Origin of the sequence: Alcaligenes faecalis (genome assembly GCF_005311025.1) — a bacterium.
GTDB lineage: Bacteria > Pseudomonadota > Gammaproteobacteria > Burkholderiales > Burkholderiaceae_B > Alcaligenes > Alcaligenes phenolicus.
Window position 1 is genome coordinate 2,274,433 of record NZ_CP031747.1, and the last position, 21,052, is coordinate 2,295,484.

Annotated in this window: 19 protein-coding genes and 1 pseudogene; 15 read left to right on the forward strand and 5 right to left on the reverse strand. The window is 52.3% G+C overall.

The window, feature by feature from the left end; genetic code table 11:
- The first annotated feature begins 149 nt into the window (after positions 1–149).
- Positions 150–395: a hypothetical protein gene (locus D0C27_RS10365; protein ID WP_137430924.1), complete on the forward strand. Its 246-nt coding sequence runs from the start codon at positions 150–152 to the stop codon at positions 393–395.
- A 249-nt stretch (positions 396–644) separates the two neighbouring features.
- Here the strand turns inward: D0C27_RS10365 and D0C27_RS19525 are convergent.
- Positions 645–851 (reverse strand): annotated as a pseudogene (locus tag D0C27_RS19525) (transposase); the annotation flags it as partial.
- Between the two features lie 62 nt (positions 852–913).
- Positions 914–1,834 carry a LysR family transcriptional regulator gene (locus D0C27_RS10375; RefSeq protein ID WP_060185939.1) on the reverse strand — a complete coding sequence of 307 codons (921 nt, stop codon included), beginning with the start codon at positions 1,832–1,834 and terminating at the stop codon, positions 914–916.
- A gap of 111 nt (positions 1,835–1,945) precedes the next feature.
- Between D0C27_RS10375 and metE the strand changes: the two genes are divergently transcribed.
- The 5 genes from metE (at position 1,946) to D0C27_RS10400 (ending at position 9,148) form a co-directional block, all read left to right on the forward strand.
- The gene (gene metE / locus D0C27_RS10380; protein WP_137430926.1) at positions 1,946–4,237 is read left to right on the forward strand and encodes a 5-methyltetrahydropteroyltriglutamate--homocysteine S-methyltransferase; all 2,292 of its coding nucleotides are present in this window, start codon (positions 1,946–1,948) and stop codon (positions 4,235–4,237) included.
- A 241-nt stretch (positions 4,238–4,478) separates the two neighbouring features.
- Positions 4,479–5,456, forward strand: a complete 978-nt coding sequence (locus D0C27_RS10385; RefSeq protein ID WP_035268048.1) for a DUF1852 domain-containing protein — start codon at positions 4,479–4,481, stop codon at positions 5,454–5,456.
- A gap of 29 nt (positions 5,457–5,485) precedes the next feature.
- Positions 5,486–6,514 carry a methionine synthase gene (locus tag D0C27_RS10390; protein ID WP_009454664.1) on the forward strand — a complete coding sequence of 343 codons (1,029 nt, stop codon included), beginning with the start codon at positions 5,486–5,488 and terminating at the stop codon, positions 6,512–6,514.
- A 252-nt stretch (positions 6,515–6,766) separates the two neighbouring features.
- Positions 6,767–7,414 (forward strand): TetR/AcrR family transcriptional regulator, encoded by a 648-nt coding sequence (locus tag D0C27_RS10395; protein ID WP_035268038.1) that lies wholly within the window; start codon positions 6,767–6,769, stop codon positions 7,412–7,414.
- 21 nt (positions 7,415–7,435) lie between these two features.
- A complete protein-coding gene (locus D0C27_RS10400) occupies positions 7,436–9,148 on the forward strand; it encodes an acyl-CoA dehydrogenase family protein (RefSeq protein WP_137430927.1) in 1,713 nt (570 codons plus the stop codon).
- Positions 9,149–9,256: 108 nt separating this feature from the next.
- On the opposite strand, the gene D0C27_RS10405 is transcribed toward D0C27_RS10400, so the two are convergent.
- Entirely contained in the window at positions 9,257–9,622 is a 366-nt protein-coding gene (locus D0C27_RS10405) for a VOC family protein (protein WP_137430928.1), read from the reverse strand.
- Between the two features lie 71 nt (positions 9,623–9,693).
- On the opposite strand from D0C27_RS10405, the gene D0C27_RS10410 reads away from it, so the two are divergent.
- Positions 9,694–10,395 carry a helix-turn-helix transcriptional regulator gene (locus tag D0C27_RS10410; protein WP_137430929.1) on the forward strand — a complete coding sequence of 234 codons (702 nt, stop codon included), beginning with the start codon at positions 9,694–9,696 and terminating at the stop codon, positions 10,393–10,395.
- Positions 10,396–10,594: 199 nt separating this feature from the next.
- On the opposite strand, the gene D0C27_RS10415 is transcribed toward D0C27_RS10410, so the two are convergent.
- Positions 10,595–12,307, reverse strand: coding sequence for an anti-phage dCTP deaminase (locus D0C27_RS10415; RefSeq protein WP_137430930.1), 1,713 nt, complete (start codon positions 12,305–12,307; stop codon positions 10,595–10,597).
- Between the two features lie 539 nt (positions 12,308–12,846).
- Between D0C27_RS10415 and zigA the strand changes: the two genes are divergently transcribed.
- The 7 genes from zigA to hisI all read left to right on the forward strand — a co-directional run bounded on the left by zigA (position 12,847) and on the right by hisI (position 18,315).
- A complete protein-coding gene (gene zigA, locus D0C27_RS10420) occupies positions 12,847–14,070 on the forward strand; it encodes a zinc metallochaperone GTPase ZigA (RefSeq protein ID WP_276607167.1) in 1,224 nt (407 codons plus the stop codon).
- A 63-nt stretch (positions 14,071–14,133) separates the two neighbouring features.
- Entirely contained in the window at positions 14,134–15,075 is a 942-nt protein-coding gene (gene folE2, locus D0C27_RS10425; protein ID WP_137430931.1) for a GTP cyclohydrolase FolE2, read from the forward strand.
- A gap of 130 nt (positions 15,076–15,205) precedes the next feature.
- Positions 15,206–15,481 (forward strand): membrane protein insertion efficiency factor YidD, encoded by a 276-nt coding sequence (gene yidD, locus D0C27_RS10430; RefSeq protein ID WP_137430932.1) that lies wholly within the window; start codon positions 15,206–15,208, stop codon positions 15,479–15,481.
- Complete coding sequence (locus tag D0C27_RS10435) at positions 15,378–15,935, forward strand: SufE family protein (RefSeq protein WP_226348882.1); 558 nt, start codon at positions 15,378–15,380, stop codon at positions 15,933–15,935. Before yidD ends, D0C27_RS10435 begins: the two co-directional genes overlap by 104 nt.
- On the forward strand, positions 15,932–17,326 hold the full coding sequence (locus D0C27_RS10440) for a dihydroorotase (RefSeq protein ID WP_137430933.1): 1,395 nt from the start codon (positions 15,932–15,934) through the stop codon (positions 17,324–17,326). Before D0C27_RS10435 ends, D0C27_RS10440 begins: the two co-directional genes overlap by 4 nt.
- 25 nt (positions 17,327–17,351) lie before the next feature.
- A complete protein-coding gene (fur, locus tag D0C27_RS10445; protein ID WP_060185930.1) occupies positions 17,352–17,810 on the forward strand; it encodes a ferric iron uptake transcriptional regulator in 459 nt (152 codons plus the stop codon).
- A complete protein-coding gene (hisI, locus tag D0C27_RS10450; RefSeq protein WP_137430934.1) occupies positions 17,800–18,315 on the forward strand; it encodes a phosphoribosyl-AMP cyclohydrolase in 516 nt (171 codons plus the stop codon). Before fur ends, hisI begins: the two co-directional genes overlap by 11 nt.
- Before the next feature lie 67 nt (positions 18,316–18,382).
- On the opposite strand, the gene D0C27_RS10455 is transcribed toward hisI, so the two are convergent.
- Complete coding sequence (locus D0C27_RS10455; RefSeq protein ID WP_035268022.1) at positions 18,383–19,264, reverse strand: LysR substrate-binding domain-containing protein; 882 nt, start codon at positions 19,262–19,264, stop codon at positions 18,383–18,385.
- Between the two features lie 171 nt (positions 19,265–19,435).
- Between D0C27_RS10455 and D0C27_RS10460 the strand changes: the two genes are divergently transcribed.
- Positions 19,436–20,977: an MFS transporter gene (locus D0C27_RS10460; RefSeq protein WP_137430935.1), complete on the forward strand. Its 1,542-nt coding sequence runs from the start codon at positions 19,436–19,438 to the stop codon at positions 20,975–20,977.
- Positions 20,978–21,052: the final 75 nt, after the last annotated feature.

Consider the following 21,052-nt stretch of genomic DNA (forward strand, 5'->3'; position numbering starts at 1 on the left):
GGAATAGCGTCCGTGTATGCCGCCGTTTGATTGCAACATCCCACGCTCGGTGTTCGCACCCCATGGCGGGTTCATCCTTCAGATAACCCGCTTTCACATTTTACTTTTTCCCCGACACCATACTCAATCGAATCCGGCATTCCTTACCTTTGTTCGCCCTGGGTGCCACGGCATTCTTTCGCACGTGGCCTGAATACACGACCTCTACGCTTTATTTAGGCAAGCTGATGGAGGGATCGCTCTCAGTGGCGGATGCCACATATGTCATGCCTAAAGACCAGATTCAGTTGGCGCAGCCGAAAACGAACGCCAAAGGCGAAGAGATCTTTGCCCCCAAACGCAAGGCCATCGTCGATGACACGCACAACCGCTTTTTCGTTATCCACCCTGTATAAGGTAGTCTGGTCTGGATCATCGATGCTGCGACGAATATGCTTGTATACACCACATCCCCAGCGAAGGCATCTGGACGGCCCGTGCCACCTATCACACTATTATCGGCATGCGATATGTCAGTCAGGGGATAAGAATGAAACTCTGGGCATCGATCCCGATGCTGGCAAAGTAGTACGGACCCTCAGCATTGACGACAGTGCGGACAACACGGCTGTGGGCTCTAAATATTTCTTCATCCAGCGTATCAAAAACACGATCGAGGACAGGACATCCCAGAGCCGAGTCTGCCAACTAATCGCCTCGACTATTACCTCGTCGGTGACCGAACTGAACAAGGCCGGCAAGACCTGTGTGCCGTCATTATCGGCTAAAAAGGCCTGAATCTCGCGCACGCTCATGCCTCGGGCATAAAGCGTGGTGATGCGCTCATCAAAACCGTTAAAGGGGCGCTCGTGCATCTTTTCTTTATAGGCATATCCATGCGGGTAAGCTTGCATAATATGTCTCATCCACAAGATTACGGATAGGTTCGAATACAGTTTTGCCCCCCTCCAGGCCCAGACCCCCGAGCCAGATCCATAAACGCCTGCAGATAATCAATCACCGTTTCCGTCTCCCTCATCCCCAGAAAAATCTGCTTGGCGATGCCGTGCCTGCCCAACTTGACCGGCACTACGTCCAGTTTCTCCGCATACTCTTCCACCAGCCATCGCGGCAGCGCCGCTACGCCACGGCCACTGGCAACCATCTGCATCATGATGTCCGTCGTCTCAATCGTTTTATGACGTCGGGGGGCGATACCAGCAGGCAGCAGAAACTGGTTGTAGATATCCAGCCGGTCTATGTCCACCGGATAGGAAATCAGTATTTCCCTGTCCAGGTCCTTAGGCTTGGCGTAGTCCACATTCGCCAGGGCATGGGCCTTGTTCACTACCAGCACCTGCTCGTAGTCGAAGACGGGCTCGAATTTCAGGCCTGGCTTATAGAGCGGGTCTGGGGTGACCAGCAGATCAATTTCATACCCAAATAGCGCACCGATCCCGCCAAACTGAAATTTCTGCTTCACATCCACATCCACGTCTGGCCAGGCGCTAAGGTACGGCGAGACGATCTTCAGCAGCCATTGATAGCAGGGGTGGCATTCCATGCCGATGCGCAGTGATCCTCGCTCGCCTTGGGCGAACTGTCCCAGGCGTTCTTCTGCCAGATCCAGCTGCGGCAGGACGCGGTTGGCAACAGCCAGTAAATACTGCCCGGCTTGAGTCAGTTGCAGGCTGCGGCCTTCGCGACGCCAGATTTCTGTGCCCAGTTGCTGTTCCAGTTTCCGCATGGTGTGGCTAAGGGCAGATTGGGTAACGTGCAGCACGGCAGCGGCGGCGGTCAGGGACCCTTGCTTGTCAACTTGCTGCACAACGGCCAGGTGGATGCGCTCTAACATGATACGTGAATGATATTCATGGGTTGGTGAGATAAGACCATTTTACTTCATTGATACGGCTTCCTACAATGCAAGTCATTCATTCATCCACTGGCCTTTAGAGAGCAGCACATGACGACGATTCATAATCTTGGCTTTCCGCGCATTGGCGCCAAACGGGAACTGAAGTTCGCCTTGGAGTCTTACTGGAAGGGCGAATCTTCGCGTGACGAACTCAAGGCTCTGGGCGCACAACTGCGTCAGCGTCACTGGGAAAATCAGGCAGGTCTGGATCTGGTGCCCGTTGGAGATTTTTCTTTTTACGATCAGGTGCTGGATGCCAGCTTCTTGCTGGGCAACTTGCCTGAACGTGTGCAGGACTTTCATGGTGACGAGCTGGATAACTATTTCCGTGTAGCGCGCGGTCGTTCGGCCAAGGGGCTGGAAGATCACAGCGCTTGCTGCGGTGGCGTGGCTGCCGGTGAAATGACCAAATGGTTCGACACCAACTATCACTACATCGTCCCCGAATTTACGGCTGACACCCAGTTCAAGCTTGATGCCTCGCGTTTGTTGGAGCAGCTGGCTGAAGCCAAGGCTCAAGGCGTGAAAGCCAAGCCTGTGATTATTGGCCCCGTGACTTATCTGGCATTGGGCAAGGCCAAGGATGAATCCAACAAGCTGGCTCTGCTGGATCGCTTGCTGCCCGTGTATGTCCAATTGCTGGAGACGCTGGCCAAAGCAGGCGTGGAGTGGGTGCAGATTGACGAGCCTATTCTGGTTACCGAGCTGGATGCCGATTGGCAGCAAGCGTTCAAGACCGCTTATCAGCAACTGAAAGCTGCTGGCGTGAAGTTGCTGGTAGCCACTTACTTTGGTCAGTTGCTGGAAAATGCTGCTTTGGCCGCCAGCTTGCCTGTTGCCGGTTTGCATGTGGATGCCATCAATGATCGTGATGGTGTGGATGCACTGCTCAAGCTTTTGGGTGACGACAAGGTCTTGTCTCTGGGCGTGATCAATGGTCGCAATATCTGGAAAACAGATTTGACCGCTGTACTGGACTGGGTTGAGCCCATCGCCAAGCAACTGGGTGATCGTTTGTGGATTGCTCCTTCCTGCTCGCTGCTGCATGTGCCGGTTGATCTGGACAGCGAAGAAAAGCTGGATGCCGATGTGAAGTCCTGGTTGGCCTTTGCTTTGCAAAAGCTGGATGAACTGCGTGTATTGGGTAAAGCCTTGAGCCAAGGGCGTGATGCCGTCAAGGCAGAGCTGGCCGATAACCTGGCCGCTTTGACTGCCCGTCGCAACTCGCCCCGTGTGAATAATCGTGCTGTGAAAGCAGCGGTGGCGCGCATCTCGGCCGAGCTGGGCAAGCGCAAGAGCGTTTACGAACAGCGTGCTTCCAAGCAAGCTGAATTCCTGAAACTGCCCGCATTCCCCACCACCACGATTGGTTCTTTCCCACAAACGGCAGAAATCCGTCGTGCTCGTAGCGAGTTCAAGGCCGGTCGTCTGGATGAAAACAGCTATCAGGCCGCAATGCGTGCCGAGATTGAGCGCAGCGTGCGTGAGCAGGAGAAACTGGGTCTGGACGTGTTGGTGCACGGCGAAGCCGAGCGTAACGACATGGTCGAATACTTTGGTGAGCAGTTGGACGGCTACGCATTCAGCCAGTTCGGTTGGGTGCAGTCCTACGGTTCGCGCTGCGTGAAACCACCCATCCTGTTTGGTGACATCAGCCGCCCTCAAGCCATGACGGTGGAATGGATCACCTACGCCCAGTCGCTGACTCAAAAACCCATGAAGGGCATGTTGACCGGCCCCGTGACGATCTTGAACTGGTCCTTTGTGCGTGACGACCAGCCTCGCTCGGCCTCTTGCTTGCAACTGGCGCTGGCCATTCGCGAAGAAGTGCTGGATCTGGAAAAGGCCGGTGTGCATGTGATTCAGATTGACGAAGCCGCCTTGCGTGAAGGTTTGCCTCTGCGTAAATCGCAATGGCAAAGCTACCTGGACTGGGCCGTTGAAAGCTTCCGCATCACCGCCAACGGCGTGGGCGATGAGACGCAAATCCACACACATATGTGTTACTCGGAATTCAACGACATCATTTCTTCCATTGCCGATATGGATGCGGACGTGATCACCATTGAAACCAGCCGCTCGGACATGGAATTGCTGGAAGCCTTCGAGAACTTCCAGTACCCCAACGAGATCGGCCCTGGTGTGTACGACATTCACTCGCCCAATATTCCGACCGAGCAGCACATTGTGAATTTGATGAAAAAAGCCGCCGAGCGCGTGCCAGCAGAACGTTTGTGGGTGAACCCCGACTGCGGTTTGAAGACACGTCAATGGGCTGAGGTGATTCCCGCTTTGACCAATATGGTGGCCGCAGCGAAAGTTTTGCGGGCAAGTGCCTGATCAGGTCATGAGCTGAGTTTGGCGGAAAGTCCCGGCCAAATGCCGGGACTTTTTTTGAGGCTGATTCAAACCTGTTTTCTGGCTTCACCAGGAAGAAGAGAGTAAGCAGTGCAGCCCCCCGAAGCAGCTCAGACAATCAGCACAGAGTGTACATAAATAAGATGAATTTATTTTTCAAGATCAATGACTTGGCTCGAAAATAAATTCGAGATTGAAATCAGAAATTAGGGCATACATAAAAATGAATAAAGAATTCGCGTTCAGCATCAGAAGCATCCGTTTTGATGAAAACTACCGTCCAGCCGATAACACACGTATCACCACTAACTTTGCCAATTTGGCCCGTGGTGAAAGCCGTCAGCAAAACCTGCGCAATACTCTGAAGATGATCGACAATCGCTTCAATAGTTTGGCGCATTGGGACAACCCGAATGGGGACCGTTATTCAGTTGAACTGGATATTGTCTCTGTTGATATTGATGTTGAAGGCAATGGTTCTACGTTTCCGACCATCGAAATCCTGAAAACCAGTATCGTTGATCACAAAGAAAACAAGCGTATTGAAGGGATTGTGGGTAACAACTTCTCTTCGTATGTGCGTGACTACGATTTCAGTGTGGTTCTGCTGGAGCACAACAAGAACAAAAACGGTTTCAGCGCCCCGGAAGGCTTTGGTGACTTGCATGGCAAGTTGTTCAAGGCTTTCGTGAACTCCACGCTGTATCAGGAAAACTTCAACAAATCCCCCGTGATTTGCCTGAGCGTATCCAGCAGCAAGGTCTACCACCGTACAGGTAATCAGCATCCGGTATTGGGCGTCGAATACCAGCAAAATGAGTTCTCGCCGACCGATGAGTACTTCGCGAAAATGGGTTTGCAGGTTCGTTATTTCATGCCCCCAAATAGCGTTGCGCCTTTGGCCTTTTACTTTCGTGGTGATTTGCTCAGTGACTACACGAATCTGGAATTGATCAGTACCATCAGCACGATGGAGACATTCCAGAAAATCTACCGCCCCGAGATTTACAATGCCAATTCGGCAGCAGGAATGCGCTATCAGCCCAGCCTGAAAAATGCGGATCATTCGGTTACGCAAATTGTCTACGATCGTGAAGAACGTAGCCGTCTGGCGGTTGAGCAGGGCCGGTTTACCGAAGAGAGTTTTATCAAGCCATACAAAGTTATTCTTGATCAATGGGCAGCCAGTTACGCGCTTTGATTCATCAAAAACAACAAGGTTATTTAAATATGAAAAAATTGCTACCCACCTCCACCGCTGGCAGTTTGCCTAAACCCTCCTGGCTTGCTGAACCCGAGAAACTGTGGTCGCCCTGGAGACTGGAAGGTGAGGACCTGGTCGAAGGCAAGAAAGATGCACTGCGCTTGTCCTTGCAAGAACAATTGCACGCCGGTATCGATCTGATTAGCGACGGCGAGCAAACCCGCCAGCACTTTGTCACTACCTTCATCGAACATCTGGAAGGCGTGGACTTTGAAAAGCGTGAGACCGTGCGTATTCGTGACCGTTACGATGCCAGCGTTCCAAGCGTTGTCGGTGCTGTGAATCGCCCCAAGTCCGTATTTGTGGACGATGCCAAGTTCCTGCGCCAGCAAACCTCGCAGCCGATCAAATGGGCGCTGCCTGGCCCCATGACCATGATCGATACGCTGTACGACAACCACTACAAGAGTCGTGAGAAACTGGCTTGGGAATTTGCCAAGATCCTGAACCAGGAAGCCAAAGAGCTGGAAGCCGCAGGCGTGGATATCATCCAGTTTGACGAACCTGCTTTCAACGTGTTCTTTGACGAAGTGAATGACTGGGGTATTGCTACGTTGGAACGTGCCATTGAAGGTCTGAAATGCGAAACCGCCGTGCACATTTGCTACGGTTACGGCATCAAGGCCAACACCGATTGGAAAAAGACCCTGGGTTCGGAATGGCGTCAATACGAAGAGTCCTTCCCGAAGCTGCAGCAATCCAAGATCGACATCATTTCGCTGGAATGCCAGAACTCCCATGTTCCTATGGATTTGATCGAACTGATCCGTGGCAAGAAAGTGATGGTTGGCGCCATTGACGTGGCCACCAACGTGATTGAAACCGCTGACGAAGTGGCCAACACACTGCGCAAGGCGCTGAAGTTTGTGGACGCTGACAAGCTGTACCCCTCCACCAACTGCGGGATGGCACCTTTGCCACGCGCCGTGGCTCGTGGCAAGCTGCACGCCCTGAGCGCCGGTGCTGAAATCGTTCGCAAGGAACTGTCGGCCTGATAGGTTTGATACCTTCGCGCTAGCTAGTTTCAGACTGCCCCCAGCAAACAGTATTGATGGCTTTGCCATCGCTGTTGCTGGGGGCAGTTTTATTGGGGCTGCTGATTGTGTTGCTTTAAATGACAGATGCTCTCAAGCCGCCTGCAATGCCAGTAGGCGAGTATTTTGACACCTCTGCTTAAAGAAATTCTTGTCCACTATAAAGAAATGAACTAGGATTCACTCATGTAATGAATCGAGGTTCACTTCTTTATGGCCTATCGTCAAACCCCCGCCGTTGAAGCTCGTCTGCAAGACAATCGTAGCCGTATCCTGGAAGCCGCTCGTGTTTTGGTCAGTGAAGGTGGCTGGCAGGAAGCCCAGGTGGCCAGTGTGGCGGCTGCGGCGGGTATGGCCACTGGGACGGTCTATCGCTACTTCCCGTCCAAGGCCGAGTTGTTCGCGCAAGTGCTGTCGCAGGTGTCTCAGCGGGAGGTGGATGTACTCACAGACATTGCGCAGGCTGACGGAGCCTCTATGCTGCGCCTGCATGCCGCAGTCTCAACATTCGTAAAACGCGCCATGCGTAATCCTCGTCTGGCGTATGCCTTGATTGCCGAGCCATGCGATAAGGAAATCGACGCGGCTCGTCTGGTGTATCGCGCCGCGATCAGCCAGGTCATTCACTCCATTGTTTCCATGGGGCAAGATGCCCAGGAAATGCGCCAGGATGTGCAGCCCGATATTGCGGCTACCGTCATTGTGGGCGGTTTCATGGAAGGGCTGATTGGCCCGCTTTCTCCTTTAAGCCGTCAGCAGCACGATGGCACGGACAGTTACCAGCGCCAAGTGGCTGCGCTGGCTGACCAGATTGCCCAGATGGCGTGCGCCAGCGTGGCAGTCCTTTCTGCCACGCCTTAGAAAAACAGTTCGGAGACAACCATGAACCAAGCGCTTCCCCCCAGCATTTTGAATGCGCCCGAGTATCGTTACAGTACGCATCAGGTTTTGAATCAGGCTCTGCCCGCCAGTGGTTTCAATGCTTTTACGGGTGATCAGGTTTTAACCGAGGCCATTCGCCGCGAAGCCCCGTGGGCCGAATCGCGTTGTCAGGCTTTGGGGGCGATGGCTGGTGATGAAAATGTTCAGGAGTTGGCCCGTTTGGCGAACCGTCATATCCCTGAACTTAAAACGCATGATCGCTTCGGCAACCGGATTGATTGGCTGGAATTTCACCCCAGCTGGCATGAATTGATGACCCTGGCCTGGCAGCACGAGGTGCCGAATTTAAGCTGGCGTACGCAAGAGAAAAACGGCCACTTCGCTCGTGCGGTCTTGTCCTATCTGTGGAATCAGGTGGAGCATGGTACGGGTTGTCCGACTGGCATGGCGTATGCGGCGTATGCCGGTTTCGAGGCTGAACCTGCTTTGGCGATCTGGGCGGACAAGCTCAACGGGACGCGCTACGAATACAGTCGTCGCGAAGTGGGCGATAAACCCTCGGTGGTCATTGGCTATGCGATGACAGAAAAGCAGGGCGGTTCAGATCTGCGTGAGACGCAGACTACTGCGCGCTTCTCCCATAGCGCGGATTATCACGGCGCTACGGCGCATTGGTATGAGCTGACGGGGCATAAGTGGTTTTGTTCAGTGCCGCAGTCTGATGGCTTTTTTACGCTGGCTAAAGTCAATGGCGGTGTTACTTGTTTCTTCTTGCCCCGTACCTTGCCGGACGGCAGCTATAACCGCTTTTTTGTACAACGCCTGAAGGACAAGGCGGGCAATCGTTCCAACGCGTCCAGTGAAGTGGAGTATGCGGGTACGCTGGCAATTCGGGTTGGGGAAGAAGGGCGCGGTATTCGGGAAATTCTGTCGCACTCGCATTTGACACGTCTGGATTTTGCGATTGGCTCGGCGGGTTTGATGCGACAGGCACTGACCTTGGCCCTGCGTCACACGACATCACGCAAGGCTTTTGGAACCTCCATTGCCGATCGGCCCATGATGAGCAATGTGCTGGCGGATATGGCGGTAGAAGTGGAAGCGGCAACCTTGATGTCCTTGCGTGTGGCCAAGGCCACTGACCTGATGCAAAGCAGTGACCACGAAAGGCTGCTGGCTCGGGTGGCCACGCCTGCGGCTAAGTACTTCAATTGCTCGCGCGCCCCCTCCATTGCGAATGAGGCTTTGCAATGTCACGGCGGCAATGGCTTTATTGAAGAAAACCCCATGGCCCGTGTGTATCGAGAGGCCCCCTTGAACAGTGTTTGGGAAGGGACGGCGAATATGATGTGCATGGATGTGCGGCGCGCCATGATCAGAGATCCGCTTACGGTGGAGGCGGTTTTCAATGAAATCAGACCCTTGGCCGGGCAAGACAAGCGATTCGATGCTCTGGTACAGCACACTGAGCGCCTGGTTCGGGCGGCAATCGAGGATGAGTTCCTGGCCCGCCCCATGACCGAAGCCGTCGCCCGCGTCTTGCAGGCGGCCGAGCTGCTGCGCTATAGCTCTCAAGAAGTGGCGGATGTGTTTTTAAGTACGCGTAGCGGCGGGGAAGTGGGGGCTTGGGGAGTGCATTACGGCACCTTGGGAATGATGGCATCTTCGTCAGTCGCGCAGAAAATTATGCGCAGAGCGATGGTGACAGATTGATTTGTGCTGTTCGCAGAGCCTGGAGGGAGCAGGGGCTATCTGGATCAAGTCCGGGATAGCCCTTGTTCTTTGGAGTCCGACGGCTTTGCAAGTAATGCAGGGTCAGTCTTACGCTGCTGTGCAGACCCTTAATCGGTGTTTATCCGGGTCCAGTGCAACGAATGTGCGCCCAAAAACGGCTGTCATGGGCTCTTGCTCTATGGTGATACCCGCTGTCACCCAGTTTTGATACAGCTGATCAACAGCCGCATCATCGTCCACTAAAAAAGAAAGCTCGGAGCGATGCCCAGTTCCGGATGAGACAAAGCTGGCTGCCTGGGTAGACCACAAACCCAGGGTCAGGCCCTTGTTCAGTTCAAACGTGACATAGGTGGGGAAGGATTCAACGGGCGCTTTTTGAAGCAGCTTCTCATAGAAAAGGCTGCTGGCGGCGGGGTCTTGGACATAGAGCAGCAAAAGGTTTGGGTGATTCATGATCGCTCCAACAAGGTGATTGAGCAGATCATTATGGGTGACCATACTGCCAAAAAATGGCAGTATCTGGCATGGCCCGAGCAGAACGACTTCTTTCCCTTTTACAAGTGCTACGCCGGCACAAACGTCCGGTGAGTGGTGCGCGGCTGGCCCAAGAGTTGGGCGTCAGCATTCGGACCTTATATAGGGACATTGCTTCCTTGCAGGCGCAAGGTGCCGATATAGAAGGGGAGCCGGGAGTCGGCTATGTGTTGCGACCTAGTTTCATGCTGCCACCCTTGATGTTTTCTCAAGCAGAGCTGGAGGCCTTGATACTGGGCTTTCGCTGGGTAGAAAAGTTTGCGGACGAGCCGCTGACCAAAGCGGCTGGCGATGCCATGGCCAAGATCTCTGCGGTCTTGCCCGATAGCTTGAGAGACAGCCTGGACAGCACCGCTTTACGGGTTGGGCCTAGAGTGATTCAGGATGCTGAGCTTGTTGATCTCGGCATTGCGCGTACAGCGATTCGTTTGCAGCGCAAGCTGCGCATCATTTATGTAGACGGGGCAGGCCAGGAGTCGGAGAGAGTGATCTGGCCTTTTTCCTTGGGCTACTTTCAGCACTTCCGGATTCTGGTGGGCTGGTGCGAATTGAAAGGGGATTTTCGGCATTTCCGGACGGACAGGATACAGCGCTTGGTCTGTCTGGAGGAGTCTTATTCCCGGCATCGGTCTGATTTGTTCAAGCAGTGGCGCGCAACACAAACAGAGCTACGCTACGTGTTTGATAGTTAAAATTCTATTTATTGTTGGTTTTTTTGATAATTTTTTAATTTTATATCGAATCAAATCTGATTTAAATTTATAAAAATTAATTTTTCCTGATTTTCTTATTATGGAATAAATCATAATAAGATACAGTGAAAACCTAATTTTGCAGATATTATTATTTTGCTATTGTTTTAACCCCCCTTTTTTTAAAGGGGGGTATATTTTAGTCCAGCATGTTTTCTAATTCATCTTTTATTGGAATTACTTGCTCGTATAGTCTATGGTATGACTTTCCTATTGATCCTCTAAATTGAGTTAGTTTTGGAGGGTTGTTTCCAATATTTATAATATGATCTTTTGTTATTCCCGGGTATGGGTCTATAAAAACTATTTCTGATATTCCCAGTTGGTAAGCTTTTTTTGCGCAGAGTTCGCAAGGGCTGGCTGTTGTATACAGTTTTCCACCCTTTATTCCATCTACTCCACTTCCTGTTAATTGTAGAAAAGCATTTTCTTCTGCATGTAAGGCTCGAGTATGGACTTGATTTCCTTTGTTGTCTATGCTGTTGTGAATATCTTTAAAGCAATAGGATAGGGTTCTTCCTTTAAATACTTCTATTTTATTTTCTTTTGCTTCAAATTTTTCCAGTTTTTCTTTTGCTTTTTTTCTAAAATCTTTGTTGTTTCTTTCGTATGAGCTATATGTTTTTTTATCGAATTTGCTCATTAATCCATCTAATGATCTCATTGAGCAAGGAGTTTGGCCTTTGGGGACATCATTCCAGCCAACCGATTTTATTGAGTTTTCTTTGTCGGTCACTGTCGCTCCAATCTGTCTAGATATACATCCTGAGTTGAGTTTGACGGAATAGGCGACCTGCATTACTCTCTCCATGGATGTAGGCGAAATGAGGCCTGGATGCTGCATGAGCGATATGTACCAGGCTAGTTGCGCTTTTAGTATGTTTGTGTTGTCAAATTCATTTTTTGGGTTATATATATGAATATCTGATAGTTCAATGCATTTTTTTACATCTGGGTTGGTTAGGTGTTTGTATTCTCCATTCCCTTTTCCTGATTCTTCAGTGTCGATTGCTTCAATTTGTTCTGCAGAGAATTTATGTAGTGCTTGAAGGTATTTTGTTCTATGCTCATCTGGCGCATTTATTGAAATCAAGTGAAATGCTGCATACCTATCCTTGAAGAATTTGGCCTCGTATGGGTTTCTTATTGCGTCTATTACTATGTATGCTTTTTTTTCTTTTTTTCTTATTATTTTTATTGCTCTGTTAATTGTTTCTGGTAGATGGAAAACTGATTTTGGTATGAATTTTTGTTTTTCATAGTCTATATCTACTTTCCCTATTCTTCTTATCGATTTTCCTGCTGATTGGTAGACTGATACATATAAACCTTTTTCGATTTTGTTTAGCTCATTTTTTATGTTTTCAGTTATTTTTCTGGTTAATTTTATGGTTTCAGAAAAATCTTCTTTTTCCGATATTATAGATTCTGTCTTTTCATTGTGATTTAGTATTTTTCCTATTTGGTCTTTTATTTTCTCTTTGTTTTTTTCTATTGTTTCTAATCTTATTTCATTTGTTTTGTTTTTCTTGGTAGTTATTTTTTTAGATACAAATTCAGATAGTTTTTTTTCTCCCATGTTTATTAGGTACATGGATATTAAATCACTTACTTTTATTGAGTGAAATCCATGCCAGTTTTCCTCCGCAAATTTTTTTACTATTGAGTATCTTTTTTTGTCTAATCCTTGATAAAAATCATCTATGTCCTCTAACTCGGGAAGTGATATTTTCTTGTTTTCTAGTATATCAGCGGTGGTAGTGCATCCAGAGCCTGTTCTACCTGTTAAACCTACTAAGATAAACTCACTATTTTCAGAAAATAATTCACTTATGAATTTCTGGTCTCTCATTTCCTCTTCCTTTTAAGGTGTTTTTACTAGCCCCATATATAATTTATTTTTTTTTATAAGTCAAATGAAATTTATTGGTTGTATTTTTTTTGGTTTCTGGCGATTTTATATTGGGTATGGATCAAAAATCTTTGTGTCATTTTTAAACCCTCACCATTTCTCTTTCTTCGAGACTTCTAACTTCTAGTTGTCTTAGAGAGCTGGGGGATTGATAGGGAAGATTCGCAGGCCGAATGTCAGCGCGACGTTTATGTTGCGTGGATTGTTATTGGTTTTATCGGACCTCAAAGCACCAACAGAAGAGAGTTTGGGCTTGAAGGGTGCGGGTAGTTAACGGACTTATGTGTTGGCCCACAAGTGGCTCAGCTCTAGCAGCTGGATGTTGTTTACAAAGAGAAGGGCAAATTGTCTCTAAGGCGATCAAGTCCTCCTTGCAAGAGGGTTTTTTCTTGGTCAATTATTGTTATGTTATAACATCTCAAAATTGACAGGAGTCCTCTGCAAGGAACTGCCCATTGATGCCTCAAGGAAGAAGAGAAATGACGATGACCCTCGATAACACGCCAGTCGATCCCGCAGCCCGCATTCCCGTAACAGTTTTGTCCGGTTTTCTGGGGGCGGGCAAGACGACTTTGCTGAACCACATCCTGAACAATCGCGAAGGCCGCCGCGTGGCCGTCATCGTGAACGATATGAGCGAGGTCAATATTGATGCCGCTCTGGTTCGTGATGGCGGTGCCGAACTATCGCGCACCGATGAAAAGCTGGTGGAAATGAGCAACGGTTGTATTTGCTGCACCTTGCGCGAGGACTTGTTGTTGGAGGTGGACCGTCTGGCCGAGGAAGGGCGTTTTGATCAGTTGGTCATTGAATCCACCGGCATTTCAGAGCCACTGCCCGTGGCTGAAACGTTCACCTTTGAGGGCGAGGATGGCCGCTGCCTGGGTGAAGTCGCGCGCTTGGACACTATGGTCACGGTAGTGGACGCCTTTAACTTTCTGCGCGATTACAGCTCGCAAGACAGCATCCAGTCCCGTGGCGAATCTTTGGGTGAAGAAGATGCGCGTACCGTTGTGGACCTGTTAATTGAGCAGATCGAGTTCTGTGATGTGCTGGTTCTGAACAAGATTGATTTGATCAGCGAGCCAGAACGCGAGCGCCTGATGGCCATTCTGAACAGTCTGAATCCCCGCGCTCGTATTGAAACAGCCGAGTTCGGCCAGGTGCCCTTGGACCGCGTTCTGAACACCGGTTTGTTCGATTTTGAAGAGGCTTCCAAGGCCCCAGGCTGGCTGCAGGAATTGCGTGGTACTCATACCCCGGAAACCGAAGAGTACGGCATAGGCAATTTTGTTTACCGCGCCCGCCGTCCATTCCACCCGCAGCGTTTCAAGGCACTGGTCGAAAGTGAATGGCCTGGGGTGGTGCGCTCCAAAGGCTTTTTCTGGTTGGCGAACTTCCCGACTCTGGCTGGCTCCTGGTCACAGGCTGGCGCGGTGGCTCGCTATCACGTGGCGGGTTACTGGTGGGCGTCCATGCCGCCTGAACGCTGGCCGGAGGATCCCGAAGCGGTAGCGCTGATCAAGGAAAAATGGGACGAACGAGTAGGGGATGCGCGTCAGGAGCTGGTTCTGATTGGTATGGATATGGACGAGGAAGCACTGCGCGCCCGTTTCGATGCCTGCCTGTTAAGCGATGAAGAAATGGCCAGCGGCCCCAGCACCTGGACAACATGGACGAATCCGTTTTCAGACTGGCCTTGATGGCGTTGAGGTCTTGCCAGGTCTTTGCCAGCGTGAGCAAGGCCTTTTGATTGGATGTTGAGTATGACTGTTGTACTTCCCGACCCGGCTTTGAATGATTTCTCTCATGGCCTGACTCCGCTTTCCTGGGTGGGTATGGAGGGAATCGACCTGCCCATTACCGTGCTTGAACGAGGCTATAAGCAGCAGTTGCATGCGCGGGTGGATGCTCAGGTTGATTTGCCCTTGGCACATGTAAAAGGGATACATATGTCCAGGCTGTACCGCTTGCTGAATGACTTGCCGCCAGAACAGTCCTTGTCACCGTTAGGGCTGCGGCGTCTTTTGCAAGGCATGGTGGATAGCCAGCAGGACTGTGGAACGCGCAGTGCACGACTGTGTTTTCGCTTTGATTTATTGGTGCGACGGCCTGCCTTGGTCACGCAGGGTCTGGCCGGCTGGAAATCCTATCCCGTCGTGCTGGAGGCCAGGCTTTCGGACGATATGTTTATGTGCAAGGTGCAGGTTCAGATAGCTTATTCGTCGACCTGTCCTTGTTCGGCTGCGCTGGCTCGGCAGTTGATTGAACAGGGCTTTATGCAGGCTTTTGGAAAGCAGCCTGTCTTGCATGCAGATGAGGTAGCTGCCTGGTTGCACAATCACGCTAGCCTAGCCACTCCCCATAGCCAACGCAGTCAGGCTTTGGTTCAGATTCAAGTATCGGAAGACAGTGAGGACTTTGGGTTTTTGACGCTGATTGATCGCATCGAAGAGTCATTGGCAACACCCTTGCAAACTGCCGTCAAACGAGCAGACGAGCAAGCCTTTGCCGCCTTGAATGGTCAGAACCTGATGTTTGTGGAAGACGCGGCGCGTCGTATAGAAGCGGCCTTGGGGGACTATCAGAATCCTGGTGTTCAGGTCCGACATCTGGAGAGTCTGCATCCCCATGATGCAGTGGCGTTCAAAACTCCTGTATCGGAAGGGATGCCTTTTCTGCGGCTGAGCGGGGGCGTGGCGCCATGAGTGTTCTAGTCCTTGCTGTTCCGTGCCAGAAACACTCCACGAGTCAAACTTTCTTGCTATTGGCGCAGCCAAGCAAGCTCACGCTATGTCCATTTGAGCGGGTATGTCGCTCCCGTGCTTGGGAGCTGCCATGAAAACCGTTCTTGTCTCTGTTCTGGTCCTGCTTGTTCGCGGCTATCAGCTTTTTATTAGCCCTTTGCTGGGGCCACGTTGCCGCTTTTATCCAACTTGCTCCCAGTATGCGATTCAGGCTTTGCAGGTGCATGGCCCCCTCAAAGGAACTTGGCTGGCTGCACGGCGCCTTGTCCGTTGTCACCCTTGGCATCCGGGCGGGCATGACCCTGTTCCAGCTCTTGATGATCGGGGTAGGCAATCGCTCAAGCAAGCAGGAGAAGACCGTGGGTAAGGATGCAGCACCAGAAGAGTCCATAGTTCAAGCCCAGCAAGCCATTGTGGAGAGTTTCCAGTTCCTGGGGAACTGGATGGCCCGCTACGAATATTTGATTGATCTGGGGCGCTCCTTGCCGGACTTCCCGGACGAATGGCGTACCGAGATGAACCGTCTGCACGGTTGTCAGGCACAGGTCTGGATGGTGTCTGAATTGCGTGATCACAAGTTGTTTTTTCAGGCCCGTAGTGATTCCGCCATCGTCACCGGCTTATTGGCTTTATTGATGCAGGTGTACTCGGGGCGTTTGCCGCAAGAAATCCTGTCCCATCCCCCTGACTTTTTACGGGCAATTGAACTGGAGCAGCACTTGTCACCGAATCGCGCCAATGGTCTGTTTCACATGATGGAGCGGATTCGTTTGACGGCACAAGACGCTCTGGATGTAGAAGCCTCAAAGGTAAAACCATGACGCCAGTAATCCCGAAGGTCTCTACCTCTGAGGCTGCAGAAACCGCCAAGCAGCATACTTTGCGTCATGCCGATTTGCTGCTCTGTGGCGCTACGGTAATGACTCCTAACGGGGCCGAGCGTCTCGACATCGCCTGTGCGCAAGGCCGGATTACGGCTCTTGGTGATTTGTTGCCCGGCTGGAGTGCAGACTGTGTGCTGGACCTTAATGGCCTGCATGTTTTGCCAGGGGTGATCGACAGTCAGGTGCATTTCCGAGAGCCGGGGCTGGAGCACAAAGAGAATCTGGAAGCGGGTACACGGGGCGCAGTCCTGGGCGGCGTGACGGCGGTTTTTGAAATGCCCAACACCTATCCCTTGACCTTGGGTGCTGCCGATTTGCGAGCCAAGCTGGATGCTGCTCAAGGCCGAAGCTGGTGTGATCACGCCTTTTATATCGGTGGTTCTGCCTTGAATGCCGATTCCTTGCAGGAACTGGAACAGCTCCCAGGTTGTGCAGGCATCAAGGTCTTTATGGGCAGCTCCTTTGGAGACCTATTAGCGGATGAGGACGACGTGCTGCGTCGCATCTTGCGTCATGGTCGCAGACGGCTGGCAGTACACGCCGAGGATGAGGCCAGGCTGCGTGAACGCAGATATATCGCCCTGGATAGTGGCGACGTGCGCCAACACCCGGTTTGGCGTGATGTGGAAAGTGCCTTGAAGGCAAGCCAACGCATTGTTCGTCTGGCGGAAGAGGAGAAGCGCCGATTGCACGTGTTGCATGTGTCTACCGCAGAGGAAATGCAGTTTCTGGCCGCGCACAAAGATCGCGTAACGGTGGAAGTCACCCCACACCATCTCAGTCTGCAAGCTCCCGACTGTTATGAGCGTCTGGGCAGCCTGGCGCAAATGAATCCCCCGGTGCGCGGGCAGGTTCATCAAGACGCGCTGTGGCAGGCGATTCGTTCGGGCGTGGTGGATGTCATTGGCAGCGATCATGCACCTCATACCTTGCAGGAAAAGTCTCAAGCCTATCCCGCCTCACCCAGTGGCATGACTGGCGTGCAAACCTTGCTGCCCGTGATGTTGAACCATGTACACGCAGGCCGCCTGAGTTTGCAGCGACTGGTGGATTTGACCAGTGCCGGACCTGCCCGGATTTTTGGACTGGAAGGCAAGGGACGCATAGCCCTGGGTTTTGATGCGGATTTCAGTATTGTGGATTTGAAGGCACGCCGCCGCGTCCGCAATGACTGGATTGCCAGCGTCAGCGGCTGGTCTCCCTACGACGGCATGCCAGTTGTGGGCTGGCCGATTCACACCATTGTGCGCGGCCATTGTGTTGTTCGTGATGAAGTCCTGGAAGGGCAGGCTCAAGGCAGGCCGCTGCGTTTTCTGGAAGTCCCTTAACCGCCCGTTCAGCAAGGAGTACGTCGTGACGGATTCAAAAGAGCTTAAAGAGCGAGGCCTGAAGGTGACGACGGCTCGTATCCAGATTCTTGAGATATTCCAGGCCCCCGGCATTCGTCATTTGACGGCAGACGATGTGTATCGCCAACTGATCCGGCAAGGCAGTGAGATTGGCCTGGCGACTGTCTACCGGGTGCTGACCCAGCTGCAACAGGCAGGCTTGCTAAAGCAGGTTTATTTTGAATCCGGCCGGGCGCTGTATGAGCTGGACGATGGCGAACACCATGATCACCTGATTTGCACGGACTGCGGGCGTGTGCAGGAGTTTCATGATCAGACGATCGAGCAGCAGCAAAAAATGATTGCTCAGGAGCGGGGCTTTCAGGTTATGGAACATAGTCATGTGGTGTACGGACGCTGCCTGAAGCCGGATTGTGAATATCGCCCGGAACCCATGATGACAAGGAGAAAACGTGAAGACTGAAGGACAAGAAACAAGATCTGCTGAAAATACGGCAGTACAAATAAACCGCCGAATCTCGGTAGAGCAGGTGGAGGAGGGCCACGAACTGGCCCCCAAATTTGACGAACAGGGCCTGATTGCCTGCATCACGACAGACGCTAACAATGGCGAGGTCTTGATGCTGGGTTACATGAACCGGGAAGCCCTGGAAAAAACCATACAGACCGGTGAAGCCCATTACTGGAGCCGCTCGCGTCAAATGCTCTGGCATAAAGGTGCCAGCAGTGGACTGGTGCAGACGGTAGAGGAAATGCGTATCGACGACGACCAGGATGCGGTGTGGTTACGTGTGCGGGTAGCCGGTTCCGGGGCCAGTTGCCACGTAGGCTATTACTCCTGTTTCTACAGACAGGTGCCGGTTGGTGTCGAGCATAGCAAGGGTCAGGATTTGGTTTTTGTGGAGTCCGCCAAGACCTTTGATCCCAAAGACGTGTATGGGGATGTGCCCAATCCCACTGTGCTTTAAAGGGTGCTCATGCTGGCGGGGCTGGGCGAACTTCACGTTTACTTCTGGCCGCCTGAACCTGTGTTGATCAGGACGATGCAGCCCCCGTCAGTCGGGTAGAGCGATGCTCCCGATACGCGGCTGCCAAGGTCCGCAAGGCTTCCCGCGAGCGTTGATCGGTCAGTGTTGAGTGCAACACAATCCGGGAAGGGGGCAGGGCTGGCAGTCCCAGACGTTGGCCCACATCAATTGCATCTGGCGGCGCCAGGCGGCATGAAAATGCCGCGACCGCCAAACCGGCAGAGACCGCCGCCATCACGGCCGCATGGCCACCGCCCACAAACACTTCATTCCACTCAATCCCGGCAGTGCTTAACGCGTGTGTCGCAATATCCCGCACGCCACAGCAGGGAGCCAGGGCGGCCAGCCGTAAAGGTTTGCCTTCTTGCTGATGAAAGCAGGGTGCCGCAAACCAGGCAAAGTGTTCAGGCCCCAGGTCCTCTCCGTCACGGCGATGATCCTCCTGGCGCACGATGACGGCATCCAGCTCTCCCTTGTCAAAATCTTCCAGCAAGCGATGCGAGCTTTCCAGGCGAACTTCAATCGTCAGGGCAGGGTCTCGTTCATTCAAACGGGACAACAAAGTAGGGACTTCCGGCCCGGCAACGTGCTGGGCAATTCCCAAACGAAAGCGGCGGCAATCGCAGAGCAGGGCGGCTCTGGCGCGGTCGTGTGCAGCAATGAATTCCCGTGCGGGATTAATGAAAACCGTACCTTGAGCAGACAGCCGTACCAGCCTTGGAGTGCGTTCGATCAGCTTGTAACCCAGGCGCTCTTCCAGGCGTTTCAGCTTCACGCTGATCGCGCCTTGTGTGGTGCCCAAGGCTTCTGCGGCTTTGGTAAAGCTTTGGAACTCGGCAATGCTCACAAAAGCTTGTACGGATTCCACATCCAGAACAGGGCGGCTCATGATCTATCCATATTTGTTGTTTCTGATATGCCCGATCATAGCATTGATGAATGGCTGGCCCGTCCCTACTATCTCTCCTGACTGAGCGGTCCCGAGCTTTTGGGTTTTGGTGTCCGCACTTTGGCTCGCCGGGACGGCGACGTGTATTGACGACTTTTTGGAAAGATAACGATGACTCCCTCTATCTCGAGTCAGGGCCGCTACGCCTTGGCTGCCGTGTGCTTGTCAGCCTTGATGCTGGGCCTGGAGATCTCCAGCGTGCCGCCGATTTTATCCACCATAGAACAGGTCATGGGGGCCAGTTTCCGGCAACTGCAATGGGTGATGGCAGCCTACACCATTGCCATGACGACCATTCTGATGGGGGTAGGCACTTTGGCGGATCGCTACGGCCGCAAGCGCATTTTTACGATCGGGATTGTGGCGTTCGGGATCACTTCCCTGGTGTGCGGACTGACGGAAAGTGCTGCTGTTCTGATTGGCGCACGTTTTCTGCAAGGCTTGAGCGCTGCCATGATGCTGATCTGCCAGATCGCGATTTTGTCGAACCAGTTTCGGGACGGACAACAGCGTGGCAAGGCCTTTGCGTGGTGGGGTGTGGTCTTTGGTGCCGGGCTGGGTTTTGGGCCTATTGTGGGTGGCCTGATTCTGACTCTGGCCAGCTGGGAATGGGTGTTTTTGATTCACGCCGTACTGGCCATTATTACCTTGCTGCTGGCGCGCGCTGGCGTACAGGAGTCGCGTGATCCGGGCGCCAGCACCTTGGACGTAGCCGGTATTGCCACCTTGTCCTTGGCCGTGTTTTGCCTGGTGCTGTTTGTCACTCAGGGGCCGGTGCTGGGCTTTGCCAGCCTGCCAGCCTTGAGCATTATTACCCTGTCCGTCCTTAGCCTGATTGCCTTTGTAATCGTGGAGCAGCGCAGTGTTAGGCCCATGCTGGAGTTCTCCGTATTTCGTATCCGCAGTTTCTCCGGTGCCTTGTTGGGCTCGATGGGGCAGAACTTCAGCTTCTGGCCCTTCATCATCTATTTGCCCATCTACTTTCATGTGGGGCTGGGGTATGACAGTGTGCAAACTGGCCTGGCCTTGTTGGCGTACACCTTGCCGACCTTGTTTGTGCCTCCGTTTGCCGAGCGTCTGGCACAGCGTTGGCAGCCGGGTGGAGTCATTACGCTAGGTCTGTTCTTGATTGGCCTGGGCTTTGTAGTGATGAAGATAGGCAGTGTTTCCGACCAACCGGGCTGGCTGATTCTGCCAGGCTGTGTGCTGGCCGGGATTGGTCTGGGCATGGCCAATACTACGACCACCAATGTAATTACCGCCTCGGTGTCGGCTGAACGCGCCGGTATGGCGTCGGGGGCGGATACCAGTGCCCGCATGATCTCCCTGGCCTTCAATATTGCCGTGATGGGCTTTGTTCTGGTGCAAGGCATCATGAGTGATCTGCGTGCTCGCCTGGGTATTTCTGTTGATGGCGAACTGCGTCATCTGGCTGAAAAAGTAGCCTCTGGCGACATCAATATCGTGTCGCAAAGTAGCGCCTTGCTGGCGAATGCCGCCGATCCTGTCGAGGCGGTTCATGCAGCCCTGATTGTCGGTTTTGGCTGGGTCATGGTGTATGGTGCGCTAACTGCCTTTGCTTTGGCTGCCTTAAGTCATCTGGTGTTTGGTTCCGCCAGGAAGAGTGCACAGGCGTGTTGCAGTCCTGGATAGGGGCAGGCACAAAAAAGCCGGGCACATGAGCCCGGCTTTTTCTTATGGAAGCTGCGGTAAAAGCAATGCGTTTAG